Origin of the sequence: Bacillus cereus group sp. BceL062 (genome assembly GCF_051780025.1) — a bacterium.
GTDB classification, from domain to species: domain Bacteria; phylum Bacillota; class Bacilli; order Bacillales; family Bacillaceae_G; genus Bacillus_A; species Bacillus_A toyonensis.
Genome location: NZ_JBPWGY010000009.1, coordinates 1 through 15077, shown reverse-complemented (window position 1 = coordinate 15077; position 15077 = coordinate 1). Strand labels below are relative to the sequence as shown.

Genomic DNA, 15077 nt, shown 5'->3' with positions numbered 1-15077 from the left:
CTCTTTTTTATTTACTTATTAAAGTGTTGTAAAATTGATTCAACAATACGCTCTGATGCACGACCATCACCGTAAGGGTTAGATGCTTGCGCCATCTTATCATGAGCTTCTTTATCAGATAGTAACTCATCAGCAAGATTAAAGATTGTCTCTTCATCTGTTCCTGCTAATTTTAACGTACCTGCTTCAATACCTTCTGGGCGCTCTGTTGTATCACGTAGAACAAGAACTGGCACGCCAAGTGATGGTGCTTCTTCTTGAACACCGCCAGAATCAGTTAACATTAAGTATGAACGAGCTGCAACATTATGGAAATCAATTACATCTAGCGGCTCGATTAAATGAATACGGCTATGTTCTCCTAAAATATCATTTGCTGTTTCACGAACAACAGGGTTCATGTGAACAGGGTACACGACTTGCACATCTTCATGTTTATCAACAAGGCGCTTAATTGCACGGAACATATTACGCATTGGTTCACCTAAGTTTTCACGGCGATGCGCTGTCATCAGTACAAGGCGATCATTTCCAAGTTTCTCTAGTACCGGATGACTGTATGTTTCTTTTACAGTCGTTTTCAGTGCGTCAATCGCTGTATTTCCTGTTATGAAAATGCGTGACTCATCTTTATTTTCTCTCTGTAAGTTCGTTGCTGATTTCGCTGTCGGTGAGAAATGAAGGTCTGCCATTACACCTGTTAATTGACGATTCATCTCTTCTGGATATGGAGAATACTTATCCCATGTACGAAGTCCAGCTTCAACATGACCTACTGGAATTTGATTATAAAAAGCAGCTAAGCTAGCAATAAATGTTGTTGTTGTATCACCATGCACAAGGACGATATCAGGCTTTGCTTCTTTCATTACTTTGTCTAAACCTTCTAAACCGCGCGTTGTAATATCAATTAAAGTTTGACGATCTTTCATAATATTCAAATCGAAATCTGGCGTAATTCCAAAGATGCTTAATACTTGATCTAACATTTGACGATGTTGTGCTGTTACAGTCACAATTGATTCGATTTTTTCTGGATGCTTTTGCAACTCTAATACAAGAGGTGCCATTTTAATTGCTTCTGGACGTGTCCCGAAAATTGTCATTACTTTTAAACGTTCAGTCATTTTATTGCCTCTTTTCTCTCACTAGTTACAGTTTCTATTATGACGTATAAGAATAAACAAGGAACTTGCTCTTTTTATCGAATAGTAGCAACATGATTATTACAAACATTCTTTCGTCCCACTGAGTAGTAATCTATCCCTTGCTTTCTAGCATCCTCATTAGTATAACAATTTCTCCCATCAAATAGAATAGCCTCCCCCATAAGTTGTACATACTTTTCTAATGGATATGTTCGAATAGATTCCCATTCCGTTACGATAAAAACTGCACTCGCGCCTCTAATCGATTCATCTATACATTCAGCATATTGTATCGTCTTTCCAAATGTTTGTTGTACATGCTGAATTGCTTTCGGATCGTATACAACTACATCCGCACCTATATTAATCAATTCTTGTATGATAATAAGAGATGGTGCTTCTCTAATATCGTCTGTATTCGGTTTAAATGCTGCTCCAAGAACTGCAACCCGTTTCTTATTCATATTTATTACTTTTTTCGCTTTTTCAACTAATAACAACTGCTGCTTATTATTCACTTCAATGACCGCTTTTAACAAACGAAAATCATGAGAAACATTTCCTGCCATTTGTACAAGTGCTTTCGTATCTTTCGGAAAACACGATCCCCCATATCCAATGCCCGCCTGTAAAAAATGGGTACCAATTCTCTTATCCATCCCCATTCCTTTTGCTACATCTAATACATTTGCTCCTACCTTCTCACATATATTTGAAATTTCATTAATAAAGCTAATTTTTGTAGCCAAGAATGCATTAGACGCGTATTTAATCATCTCTGCACTCTTAATATCTGTAATATACGTTTGCAAGCATAATGCGCTGTACAAATCCTCTACTTTCCGTGCAACTTTCTCATCATCCGCTCCAATTACAATACGATCACCATGGAAGAAATCATAAATACCGGAACCTTCTCGTAAAAACTCTGGATTCGATACGACATGTAATTTGTGCCTCCCTTGTAACTTCGCCTCAATCCATCCCTGCATCGCTTCATTTGTACCTACAGGAACTGTACTTTTCGTAACAACAATAATATCGTTATGCACGTATGTCCCAATATCCTCACACGCACGCTTAATATACGTTAAATCAGCTCTCCCATTTGCTAATGATGGTGTTCCAACCGCAATAAATATAAATTCAGCATTTTTAAAAGCTTTTAATTTACTTGTTGTAAAAGTTAACTTTGCACACTTATACGCATCATGTATTAATTCATGTAAGCCACATTCATAAATAGGTAAATCCCCTTGTTTTATCCGTTCAATTTTTTCATAATCTATATCAAAACATGTGACCGAATGTCCCAGTTTTGCCAAACCTACTCCTGTAATTAATCCAACATATCCAGTACCAATTATCGTAATTTTCATTTCCCCTTCGCACAGGAATATACAATAGAAAATATACGAATACATAGAATTCCCCTGTGCTTCCTCCTCTCATATTAAAAATGAGAAAACATTTTACTTCTCTATTATATGAACTACCTTTTCCATACTTTTTTAAGTTTTTGTAAAATTACATAAGAGAATATAAATTACCATATTTTAACACGAGACTTACTCATTTCTACGTGTAACACTTATAATACTGAAATAAAAATACTCACTATAGGAGAGGCGCGAAAATGGTCTATTATAAATACCAACAAACGCAACCTTCTTAAATGAGCTAACATTCCATATACAATTGTCATATCTTCTATTCACTTCCACTTACTACAAAAAGAAAAAAAGATTGAATTCTAATCTTTTTGTGATACCATATGTTATGAGCCTGCAAATAAACATCATAATTTTCAGATAAATAAACTAAAAAATTATGTTAGACTATAAAAAGGTGGGGTATTAATGGACTCACAAGTGATTTATGCCATTTTGGCATCTTTCATCACTGTACTCGTCGTTACTCCTTTAGTTATTAAATTAGCTTTTAAAATAGGAGCAACAGATAAGCCAAATGCGCGTAAAGTACACCAAAAGATTATGCCTCGTCTTGGCGGATTAGCAATATTTATCGGTGTAGCTGTAGGATTTGTTGTTGGCGGGTTATATGAACAAAGAATGTTATCGATAACATTAGGTGCGATTATCATTGTAATCATCGGGATTTTAGATGATATGTACGAACTATCTGCGAAGGTAAAATTCGGTGGACAACTATTAGTTGCAGCTATGATTGTAAAAAGTGGATTATTAGTGCAAGTATTATATATTCCAATCCTCGGGGATACTGAACTTGGATGGCTTGCTTATCCAATTACAGTGTTTTGGATTGTAGGTATTACAAATGCAATCAACTTAATTGACGGATTAGATGGATTGTCCGCTGGAATTTCATCTATCGTACTTGCAACGCTGGCATATATGGCCTTCACTAGCCCATGGGGTACTGGAACAGCTATCATTTTGCCTCTAGCACTAATTGCACTTGCAAGTACACTTGGATTTTTATTCTATAACTTCCATCCAGCAAAAATTTTCATGGGAGATACAGGAGCATTATTTTTAGGATACTGTATTTCTGTCATATCGTTACTTGGATTATACAAAAGTGTAACGTTATTCAGCTTCATCGTTCCAGTTATCATTTTAGGTGTACCTGTATTTGATACGGCATTCGCAATTATCCGCCGTATCGTAAATAAAAAACCTATTTCAGCACCAGATAAATCGCATTTACATCACCGTTTGCTTGCAATGGGATTCTCTCATCGTAAAACGGTACTAATTATATACGCATTCGGTATCTTCTTTAGTGTAAATGCCATTATTTTCACTAGTGCAACATTATGGTTATCCATTATTCTTCTTTTCATTTTAATCTTCTTCACAGAAATCATTGCTGAAATAATCGGCCTTGTACACGAACGTTACAAACCAATTATTTCCTTCTATAAAAAAATGAAAAAACGCGAAGACTAATTGTAGTATAGCCTTTACAATTATGAAATATTCAAATAGCATCCTCTTTCTTTGAAGAGGATGCTATTTTTTATTTTTTTACTCCTTATTTGACATTTCCAAAATATAGATTGTTTGAGAGTCCCTTTATTGGAGAAAGATATACATAATAAAAAAAGTATCAAATTTTATTTTTTACATCTTGATTGTCAAACTGAGGGTGAATGTTATGATCAAGCGAGTATTTCAATGTATCATTTTATTTTTCACAATTACTATATACACGTCATCTAATCCTGAAGCAACTACAATTATTCCTGCTGAACATCATCCAAATGCTGAAACGACCTCTCCTACACAAAAGATTGCGTATTTAACATTTGATGACGGACCAAACAAATATACGATGCAAATTTTAAACATTTTAAAAGAAAAGAATGGAAAAGCAACCTTCTTTGTTATTGGCGGAAAAGTACCGCATTACCAAAAGACGATGCAGCGATTAATTAAAGACGGACATTATATTGGACTTCATAGTATGTCACACGATGTAAAACGCCTTTATACTGGCGATCCTTCCACTTTAATTACAGAAATGGAACAAACTCAAAACATTGTCCAGCAAGTTACAAAATTAAATACACACCTCGTCCGCGTCCCATACGGTAGCATGCCTTACTTAAAAAAGAATTATCGTGATGCTCTTGTATCAGCTCGATATAAAATGTGGGATTGGACAATTGATACATATGATTGGAAAAGCTATGACAATCCTTCTGCCATACTAGAAAGAGTACGTAATCAAAGTGATGAACAAGTCGAAGTTATTTTAATGCATGATTCAAGTGTCACTGTACAAATACTGCCAAAAGTAATCGATTATTTACAGTCACAAGGATACAAACTTCTTCCTTATAATCCCTCTTCCCATCTCGAAGTTAATTTTTGGAAAGACACAAGATTGTAACAGCTTTAGTGCCTATATGCTAAAGCTGTTTTATTTTTCTCTTCCCACCCTTCTCATTTTTGTGTAAAATTTTAAATAGTGATGAAGTTTCGAGGTGAATAGAAATGAAACGAATAGATCTCATTTTTAACGCAATACAAGAAGGAAATTATACAGAAGGTATAACCGCATTAGAACTCGCTACCCTTCTACAACTAGATCGTGCCAATGTAAGTAGCGATTTAAACAAACTTGTAAAAGATAAACGTTTATTAAAAACAAATACGCGCCCTGTTCGTTTTTATATAGAAACGAACACTTCGTTGGAAACGCATTCAAAAGACGTGACTTCACTAGATACATTTGCAATTGAAAATACGAGCCTTAAAATCGCAATTGAAAAGGCGAAAGCTTCTATTCTCTATCCTCCAAACGGTATGCATACTTTACTGCTAGGAGAAACAGGAGTCGGAAAATCTATGTTTGCTTCTTTAATGCACGAATATGCAATTGAAGTTGAGCAGCTTCCAAAAAAGGCACCATTTATCGTCTTTAACTGTGCTGATTATGCAAACAATCCACAGCTACTACTTGGACAGTTATTTGGGATCAAAAAAGGAGCTTACACAGGTGCGAATGATCAAAAAGGGTTAATTGAAAAAGCACATGAAGGAATTCTTTTCTTAGATGAAGTACACCGCCTTCCTCCAGAAGGACAGGAAATGCTCTTCACTTTTATTGACCGCGGAGTATATCGCCGCCTAGGAGAAACAGAAAACGAGCGTAAAGCACAAGTATTAATCATTACTGCAACAACAGAAGAACCAAATTCATTTTTATTAAAAACATTTACAAGACGTATACCGATGACTGTCACGCTTCCACCACTTCGTGAGCGTACACATAAAGAACGCTTTGCTTTACTACAACTATTTTTCACAAATGAAGCAATTCGGCTAAGGAAAGAAATTCATGTTAGCCCGAACGCAATGCGTGCTTTCGTCTTTTACAATTGTCCCAATAACATCGGTCAATTAAAAACAGATGTACAAATCGCCTGTGCGAAAGCTTATTCTGATTTTGTAACAAAGAAACGTGATTCTGTCTATGTTTCAAGTACAGATTTACCTTGGTATATGAAAGAAGGGCTATTTATTGAAAGAAAGAGCCGTCATCTATACCAAATACCAAATGAAACATTTGTATTTACGGGAGATGAAGGTTGGAGTAAACATAAAGCAGAAGATGAAAAACGGTCTTCTATTTACGACTATATTGATTATAAATATGAAGAACTTCAAGCACGCGGTATTGAAGAGGAAGAATTAGAATTACTAATAGAAAATGATATTCAAAGCTTTTTCGTACAATATTTTAACCAAATGTCCAAAAAGACAAGTCATGAAAATGTTTTTAAAATTGTTGATCGTAACATCGTTTCCGTATGTGAAAAAATTGCGGAGCTCGCTGAAAAACATTTATCTAAGACGTTTGATGAAAAAGTCTTTCTCGCATTAAGTTTACATGTACAGACAACTCTACAACGTTTACAAAGCGGGAAGCAAATTCATCACCCACAATTGAATCAAATTCGTACGAAATATAAAGAAGCTTTTTCCGTAGCTATGCAATGCATTCAACTACTGGAAGAAGAATTACAAATAACCATGCCCATGGATGAAGCTGGCTTCTTAACAATGTTCTTCGTTGTTGATCCAATTCCTGCTTCCCAAACAGAAGTAAAAGTATTAATATTAGCGCACGGTAATGGCATCGCAACAGAAATGGCAAACGTTGCAAATGAACTCCTCGGTATTGATGAAGTGACCGGTATTGATATGCCGCTACATGAATCACCGAAAGATTTTTTAGAACGGGTTAAAGTGTATATGAAAACACTTCAAAATGTAAACGGGCTTCTCTTACTTGTTGATATGGGGTCTCTTGCCTATATCGGTGATATATTAGAAACTGAATTCAAAATTCCTGTACGTGTCCTTTCCATGACAAGTACTCCACACGCACTAGAAGCAGCTCGAAAAGCTCAGCTCGGCTATTCATTAGATGCACTATATGAAACAGTAAAGAACTTAACGCCGTTCTATTTAAACGTACAAGAAGAAAAGAAAAAGCCACTATCACCAATGAAGTCTGTTATTTTAACAGCTTGTTTAACTGGTGAAGGAAGTGCCTTAGCTATTCAAAAAATGTTAGAGAACTATTTACGATTTGATAAAGACTTAATTGAAATTATTCCAATTAGTATCGTCCATGAAAAAGATTTAACGAAAATGATTGAGAACATAAAAAAAGAGCGTAATATCATTTGTATCGTTACAAATTTCGATGTGCAAGTTCCATGTTTAACATATCATTTCCAAGATATTGTGAACTACACAGCGATTCAGCCAATTCAAGAATTAATTACGTATGAAGAAACATATGCGAAAATGGCCGATATTCTTGAACAACAAATGCAGCGTAACGACGGGGCATTACTAATTAAAACAATTCGTTATGCACTAAATACAATTCAAGAATTAATTTCCTTGCAGCTAACTCCTGATAGCTTAATGGGTGTTATTTTGCATATGAGCTGTATGGTTGATCGTCTTCAAAAAGGAGAAAAACTTCTTCCTCATCCTGATAAAGAAAAAAGAAGACAAGATGAGTACTGGATGTATATGAAAGTGAAAAAAGCATTACAACCAATTGAAAATACATTTGAAATACAAATACCAGATGATGAAGTATTTTATATCATGGACTTCTTTATTAAAAATCAGCCTGTTAAAAGTTAAACAAGTAACCTTTAGCGACACTCCTTCGAATAAAGTGAAGGCTTTTACGGGCAGTTAATGCAGGATAAATTTATATCGACGATTTTCAAAATATATGAATGTATCGTCAATACACATCATCCTATCTAATTCGAAAAGGCTGTTCCAATTTTTTGGAACAGCCTTTTCATTTACTTCTTTACCTTTCTAATCCGCCCTCTTATTTCTCCTTTTTTATGTGATTTCGTATGAACATTTACATATACATTAGCTTGAATAATTTCTTGGAGAAAATGAACAAGGGATTTTCCTTGTAAAGGCCCTTCGAATTCCTCCACATTTACGGCACCAGTAATGCTTCCCTCATTCAAACTAATCCCTTGCTCTAGCGGACCGTATAAATAGAAAACAACGGGACCAATTTGACTGGACGTCCCTAAATGAATTTGACACGACGTGACCTTTTCTATATTTTTTAATATTACCCTGTAATGCAACTTCGTTAAATCATCACTAAAAATAAACTCTGCTACCCCAAAAGCTTCTGTATTTACAGGAGGCAATTCCCTCTTCCCTGTTAACCTAGCAAAAAAGTGTGTTGTCATAGGGCATTCTCCTTATATCAATTTCCCAGCACTTCTTTTACTACTTTATGGTTTACACATAATCATTTATGACTTTTTCAACTTTTAATTACGAAGAAAAGATTCACAAAATCTTTACATAAGAATCATTTCTTTTGCTTTACCACCTCTTGTATAATGCACATAGAAAAAACTTTCTAGGAGGTTACTTTGAAAAATAACAACTACTCTTTTCGATTATTAGTCGAGATTTTTCTCGTCTCATTTAAATTAGGACTTACTTCATTCGGCGGTCCCGTCGCTCATCTTGGTTATTTTCATCATGAATACGTGCAAAAAAGAAAATGGATGGATGAAAAAAGTTACGGAGACTTAGTAGCACTGTGTCAATTCCTTCCTGGTCCCGCTAGTAGTCAAGTCGGTATGGGCGTTGGATTATTAAGGGGCGGGCTATTAGGAGCAATTATCTCTTGGATTGGTTTCACCCTCCCCTCTGTTCTCGTTTTAGTCTTTTTTGCTTCATTCCTTAATCAATTCGAAATTGGAAGTACAGGATGGATTCATGGACTCAAACTTGTAGCAGTCGCAATTGTCGCTCATGCAATATGGGGAATGGCTCAAAAGCTAACTCCGGACCGAAACCGTGCAACAATCGCCATTGTAACTGCCGCGATTGCCTTGTTATGGCCAAGTAGCTGGACACAAATCATTCTCATTTTACTTTCAGGGCTGATCGGCTGGCTTTTATATAAAACTCCTCAAAACGCCCAAGTCTATAAAATACAAATTTCTATTTCAAAAACGATGGCTAGTTCTTGTCTCATTTTATTTTTCGGACTATTACTATTGCTACCAATACTACGACCGCTCTCTCCTCATATCGCATTATTTGATAGCTTTTACCGTTCTGGTTCTCTCGTATTTGGCGGAGGGCACGTCGTACTCCCTCTTCTTGAGAGTGAGTTTGTACAGAACGGGCTGATGACAAAAGAACAATTTTTAGCTGGATACGGATTAACACAAGCGGTGCCAGGACCTCTCTTTACATTTGCTTCTTATATAGGGGCAGTGCTAAACGGAACCACTGGAGCAGTAATCGCAACAATCGCTATCTTCCTTCCTGCCTTTTTGCTCGTTATTGGTGTTTTACCATTTTGGGACAGTGTAAGAAAGGTACCCGCTATACAAGGCGCATTACTCGGTGTTAACGCCGCAGTTGTCGGTATTTTAATTGCCGCTTTTTACGATCCAATTTGGACGAGTACAATTATGAATGCTTCAGATTTTGTCTTTGCATCTCTTCTTTTTGGCTTACTAACTTTTTGGAAAACACCGCCTTGGATTATCGTTATACTCGGGGCTTTTGGTGGATATGTTATATCTATTTTATAAATATAAAAAACGACGGCCACTTAGCCGTCGTTTTCCTATTAAAACTTCATAAGCTCTATTCCTTCAGGTAACTCACTCTCCGTTAAAATACGCAATTCTTTCACACGATCCATTACGTAAGAAGAACGTTTCACAAGCTCTGGATCAATATACGCTGGATGTACCATAATTTCTATCGTTTGTTCATCCTTCACTCTTCCTTTTAACTTGGAAAAGTAATCTTCCGTCACACCATCCGCGTAAAAATCGCTATAAAACACATCAGAAAATGGGCGCACTGCTCTATCTTCCTCACAACGACGAATCGGAACGTTATATTTACTTGCTAACATCTCAAGAACATCGTGTAAAACCTTTAATCCATGCACATGATGATGACTATCTAAATGAGTTGGTGTTAATCCGTAAGATAAAAATTTCTCAATTTGAGCAGTCCATTCTCTCTCAACTTCTTCAGGATTTATATTCCCTTCCCTTACAATACGTTGTTTATGGAACGCCCCATCTTTCCCTACAAGGGATGGTACATCCTTTAAAAGTGGTTCTCCTGCCGTTAATACGAGATGCACACCTACTCCTAACGTTTTATAATCTTTCGCTAAGCGTACGGCATGCTCTGTTCCTGGCATATTCATCATCATTGTCGTTGAGTTTACAAGTCCATTTATATGTCCATCAATAATACCGTAATTTGTACCTTCTGTAAGACCGAAATCATCTGCATTTACAATCAACTTAATCATCATAATACCTCCTATTAGAATAAAAAAAGCGGGCTAAATAGCGCCGCTTTTTACTTCTCTACCTTTTTAAAGAACTGTGGAAGATATTCTTTATGTGCTTCCAACATTTCATCTAAAATTTGTTTTGCAACTTTATCTGACGGTACAAGTGGATTAATTGTCATAGCAAGCAGCGCCTTATGATAATCCCCTGTAACAGCAGCTTCAATTGTTGTGCGCTCAAATGATTTAATTTGCTGTACTAAACCGCGAACTGGTACTGGAAGATCTCCGACCGCAATTGGTTTTGGGCCTTCTTTCGTAATAATACAGTTCACTTCAACAGCAGAATCATGTGGTAAACTTGCAATTGTTCCGTTGTTTCTTGTATTAACAGGCTGGATATCACCTTTATTATTGTAAATAGACGTAATTAAGCTACATGCTGCATCACTGTAATAAGCTCCGCCACGTTTTTCTAATTGTGGTGGCTTAATATCTAAATTCGGGTCTTTATATAACTCGAATAAATCATCTTCTAATTGTTTTACTACTTCTGCACGTGTACCTTTTTCAATTGAAGCTTCTTTCTCTTCTTCTAACATTTCACGTGTTTTGTAGTAATAACGATGATATGGACATGGAATTGCGCGAAGACCGCGAATAAAGTCTGGCTCCCAATTAAGAGCAGCGATATTTTCCATCGTAATTTGCTTTTCTGGATCTGTTACAAGCTCTAACACTCGATCCATTACACTTACGCCATCTAAATATACATCTAATCCGTATACCATATGGTTTAAACCTGCGAAATCAACATGTACACGACTTGCATCTACTTCAAGTAATCTCGCAAGACCCATGCGAATTCCGATTGGAACGTTACATAGACCAACTACTCTTTGAATATTTGTATAGCGAAGGACAGCTTCTGTTACCATACCAGCTGGGTTAGCAAAGTTAATTAACCATGCATTTGGACAAAGTTCCTCCATATCTTTACAAATATCTAAAATAACAGGAATCGTTCTCAGCGCTTTAAATAAACCACCAGGACCATTCGTTTCCTGACCGATTACATCATATTTTAACGGAATTGCTTCATCTTTTGCACGTGCTTCTAATAAACCGACGCGAAGCTGTGTTGTTACGAAGTCAGCACCTTTTAATGCCTCGCGGCGATCAAGTGTTAAATGCACTTCGATTGGTAAACCTGATTTTTTCACCATACGTTTCGCTAAGTTACCAACGATTTCTAACTTTTCTTTTCCTGCCTCAATATCTACTAACCAAATTTCACGAACAGGAAGCTCATCATAACGTTTAATAAATCCTTCAATTAACTCTGGTGTATAACTAGATCCACCACCGATTGTAGCAATTTTAATTCCAGTCATGCTTTATTCCCCTTTCGCTTCAAGCTTTTTATAAAGATCGATAAACTCTGCTGCTAATTCTTTTACTGTAATCGCATTCATTAAATGATCTTGTGCATGGATTAAAAGAACACTAATCTCTGTTTTTTCTCCTCTTGCTTCTGATTGTATGAGCTCTGTTTGGAAATGATGCGCTTCATTAATCGCTTCTTTCGCCTTTACCATCGCTTCATCTGCTTCTGCCATTTTCCCCTGTTTGGCAAATTGAAGTGCCTCCATTGCAAAGCTTCTTGCATTACCACTATTTAAAATCAATTGGAATGGAATTTGTTCTGCTGTAGTCATCATAATTACCGCCCTCTCTATTATGGTTCAACCGATTTAAATACCCCTTCAGTTTGAACATGTCTATTAAATTATTATTTTATGAATGATAGTTTGGTGTTCTTATAGATGTTTTTCATCTTTTTGAACATGATATAAAGGTAATTGTTCTGACGAGCTATACAAACTCGTCAGAACAACACTTTTTAAAGTGATACTGAATTGTCGTTTCCTTTTGTTTCAGCTTTCGCAGCCTGTACATACGTACGGTCACACATTAATACGAATGGATAGTAAATAACTACCGCAATTGCAAAGTTTACAAGCTGTAGTACAGCACCAGCAATACTTCCGCCCGCTACAAGATAACCACTAAAGATTGGTGGCATTGTCCATGGAACTAAAGCAACTGTTTTTGGTACCCATCCTAAAGAAATTGCTGTATAAGAAGTAATTACTAATACAACTGGTGTAAGTACGAATGGAATGATTAACGCTGGGTTTAATACAATTGGTGTACCGAAAATAACTGGTTCGTTAATATTGAAGAAACCAGGACCGATAGATACGCGACCTACACCACGAAGTTGCGCACTTTTTGCAACAAGCATTACCGCTACTAAGAATGCTAATGTTGCACCTGATCCACCGATATATACGTATACATCAAAGAATGGCTTTGTGAAAATGTGCGGTACATCATATGCAGACATACCATCGTTAAATAATTTAATGTTCTTTTCTAGTGCTGGTAAATAGATTGGGTCGATAATACCACCGATAATATTAGGACCATGTAATCCGAAGAACCATAATACGTGAATTAGTAATGCGATAATAATTGCACTTGGTAACGTACCTGCTAAACCTTGTAATGGTAATTGAATTGTTTCAAATACGATTTTATGAATACTTGTTCCCGCTAATTTCACAGCTAATTGAATACTTGCTGTTGCGATTAAAATAACGAATGCTGGAACTAATGCTGCGAAGGATTTCATTACTGCTGGTGGAACACCATCTGGCATCTTAATTGTAATATCTCTTTGAACAAAGAACCTGAATACCTCGGTTACAAGAAGAGCTACAATGATAGAAACGAATAAACCTTGTGATCCTGTCCAAGCTAAATCAATACCGCCTTCTTTTGGCGTTGTCGGAGATATAATAATTAATGCACCGAATGTAATAATTGCTGCTGACAACGCGTCTACACCGTAAGATTTCGCTAAATTATAACTTATTCCAACTGCGGCTATGAGAGCTAATATTGCAAAGGACCCTGTCCACATACCACCGCCGATATCTTTCCAAACATCCCCAAATGCACCCTTCATAAGTTTTTGGAATGCATCAACTGGTAGATTATTTATAAGTACTGCAAACGATCCAACTAAAATAAGAGGCATAACTGCGATAAAACCATCACGGATTGCAACTAAATGACGCTGCGATCCGATTCTTCCTGCGACTGGAACTAAATATTTCTCCATAAATGCAATAAATTTTTGCATTTCGCTTCCCCCCTAATTATTTTTTAAGTGTTAGTGCGTGATCTAAAACTGCTTCTCCATTCATCATGCCGTAGTGCATTGGATTAATAACATCAATTCCAACGTTTTTCTCATCAGCAAGCGTTTTCATTGAAGAGAGCATGTAACGAACTTGTGGTCCTAATAATAGTACATCTGCTTGATCGATATTGTTTTTTACTGCATCCCCAGATACAGCCCAAATCTTTCCTTCTAAACCGCGAGCTTTTGCAGCCGCTTCCATTTTTGTAACTAGTAAACTTGTAGACATCCCTGCTGAGCAACATAATAAAATATTCATTTGAAAATCCCCCTTGTGTAGTATAAAAAGTTTATGTTATTTATTTTTCTTTACGCTATTTATTAATGCAATTAGCGTGCCAACTTTTTAAAATCACTAAAATCAGCGCTTTTTCGAGCATTTTCTTTGTGTGTTAACGCTTTCAATTAGTGTGTCCCCCAAAATAACACACAGTGTGTTATAAAACAACACACTTTTAACACATAACTGTATGAAAATAGATTAGTGTTTAGTTGTCTAGTTGTATTTAAAATAAAAAAACACTAAAAAATTTTTTCAGCTTGAAAATCCAGTAAAAAAATAAACCTCTCTTGAACACACTCTTCTATCTATTGTCCAAGCAGACTCTACTAAATTACATAGAATAAAATAAAATAACACAATTCGAAAGGGGATTCCTATGCCAAAACATAGAAAACAAAGCAAAATAAAGATTTATAGAATAACAAGCTATAAAAAAGACGAGCGCTCTGAATTAGACTCTGACAAATTTGAACTAGAACAGCAGGAAATAGAAAATAAGCAGGACAAGCACGACAAACAAGACAAACAGGACAAACAGGACAAACAGGACAAACAGGACAAACAAGACAAACAGGACAAACAGGACAAACAGGACAAACAAGACAAACAGGACAAACAGGACAAACAGGACAAACAGGACAAACAGGACAAACAGGACAAACAAGATAAACCAGGTAAACCAGGTAAACCAGATAAACCAGATAAGCAAGACAAACAGGACAAACAGGACAAACAGGACAAACAAGACAAACAGGACAAACAGGACAAACAAGACAAACAGGACAAACAAGACAAACAGGACAAACAAGACAAACAAGACAAACAGGACAAACAAGACAAACAAGACAAGCACGACAAACAAGACAAACAGGACAAACAAGATAAACCAGGTAAACCAGGTAAACCAGGTAAACCAGATAAGCACGACAAACAGGACAAACAGGACAAACAGGACAAACAGGACAAACAGGACAAACAGGACAAACAGGACAAACAGGACAAACAGGACAAACAGGACAAACAGGACAAACAGGAC

The 15077-nt window shown here is 36.3% G+C and carries 12 protein-coding genes and 1 pseudogene; 5 read left to right on the top strand and 8 right to left on the bottom strand.

All coding sequences use genetic code 11. The features are described 5' to 3' along the window. Window positions 1–11: 11 nt before the first annotated feature. A complete protein-coding gene (gene wecB / locus ACS2MN_RS20085) occupies window positions 12–1127 on the bottom strand; it encodes a non-hydrolyzing UDP-N-acetylglucosamine 2-epimerase (protein WP_000140136.1) in 1116 nt (371 codons plus the stop codon). 74 nt (window positions 1128–1201) lie between these two features. Further along, window positions 1202–2572, bottom strand: coding sequence for a UDP-glucose dehydrogenase family protein (locus ACS2MN_RS20080; RefSeq protein ID WP_000287620.1), 1371 nt, complete (start codon window positions 2570–2572; stop codon window positions 1202–1204). Window positions 2573–3007: 435 nt separating this feature from the next. On the opposite strand from ACS2MN_RS20080, the gene ACS2MN_RS20075 reads away from it, so the two are divergent. The 3 genes from ACS2MN_RS20075 (at window position 3008) to ACS2MN_RS20065 (ending at window position 7807) form a co-directional block, all read left to right on the top strand. Then, on the top strand, window positions 3008–4081 hold the full coding sequence (locus ACS2MN_RS20075; protein ID WP_000378305.1) for a glycosyltransferase family 4 protein: 1074 nt from the start codon (window positions 3008–3010) through the stop codon (window positions 4079–4081). Between the two features lie 208 nt (window positions 4082–4289). Beyond that, window positions 4290–5027 (top strand): polysaccharide deacetylase family protein, encoded by a 738-nt coding sequence (locus ACS2MN_RS20070; RefSeq protein WP_000597144.1) that lies wholly within the window; start codon window positions 4290–4292, stop codon window positions 5025–5027. Between the two features lie 104 nt (window positions 5028–5131). Continuing rightward, window positions 5132–7807 (top strand): PRD domain-containing protein, encoded by a 2676-nt coding sequence (locus ACS2MN_RS20065; protein ID WP_016107249.1) that lies wholly within the window; start codon window positions 5132–5134, stop codon window positions 7805–7807. Window positions 7808–7977: 170 nt separating this feature from the next. Here ACS2MN_RS20065 and exsM read toward each other — a convergent pair whose 3' ends face one another. Beyond that, on the bottom strand, window positions 7978–8391 hold the full coding sequence (exsM, locus tag ACS2MN_RS20060) for an exosporium regulatory protein ExsM (protein ID WP_000207043.1): 414 nt from the start codon (window positions 8389–8391) through the stop codon (window positions 7978–7980). 189 nt (window positions 8392–8580) lie between these two features. Here exsM and ACS2MN_RS20055 point away from each other — a divergent pair, with 189 nt between their 5' ends. After that, entirely contained in the window at window positions 8581–9762 is a 1182-nt protein-coding gene (locus ACS2MN_RS20055) for a chromate transporter (protein WP_000794690.1), read from the top strand. Between the two features lie 38 nt (window positions 9763–9800). Here ACS2MN_RS20055 and chbG read toward each other — a convergent pair whose 3' ends face one another. The 5 genes from chbG to ACS2MN_RS20030 form a co-directional block, all read right to left on the bottom strand. Continuing rightward, window positions 9801–10505, bottom strand: a complete 705-nt coding sequence (chbG, locus tag ACS2MN_RS20050) for a chitin disaccharide deacetylase (protein WP_098805669.1) — start codon at window positions 10503–10505, stop codon at window positions 9801–9803. Between the two features lie 50 nt (window positions 10506–10555). Next, on the bottom strand, window positions 10556–11881 hold the full coding sequence (celF, locus tag ACS2MN_RS20045; protein ID WP_000145765.1) for a 6-phospho-beta-glucosidase: 1326 nt from the start codon (window positions 11879–11881) through the stop codon (window positions 10556–10558). Between the two features lie 3 nt (window positions 11882–11884). Further along, the gene (locus tag ACS2MN_RS20040; protein ID WP_000989050.1) at window positions 11885–12208 is read right to left on the bottom strand and encodes a PTS lactose/cellobiose transporter subunit IIA; all 324 of its coding nucleotides are present in this window, start codon (window positions 12206–12208) and stop codon (window positions 11885–11887) included. A 182-nt stretch (window positions 12209–12390) separates the two neighbouring features. Next, window positions 12391–13698, bottom strand: a complete 1308-nt coding sequence (celB, locus tag ACS2MN_RS20035; RefSeq protein WP_001168852.1) for a PTS cellobiose transporter subunit IIC — start codon at window positions 13696–13698, stop codon at window positions 12391–12393. Between the two features lie 16 nt (window positions 13699–13714). Beyond that, window positions 13715–14017: a PTS sugar transporter subunit IIB gene (locus ACS2MN_RS20030; protein WP_001023563.1), complete on the bottom strand. Its 303-nt coding sequence runs from the start codon at window positions 14015–14017 to the stop codon at window positions 13715–13717. Between the two features lie 400 nt (window positions 14018–14417). Here ACS2MN_RS20030 and ACS2MN_RS20025 point away from each other — a divergent pair. Then, window positions 14418–15077 (top strand): annotated as a pseudogene (locus ACS2MN_RS20025) (polyamine aminopropyltransferase); the annotation flags it as partial.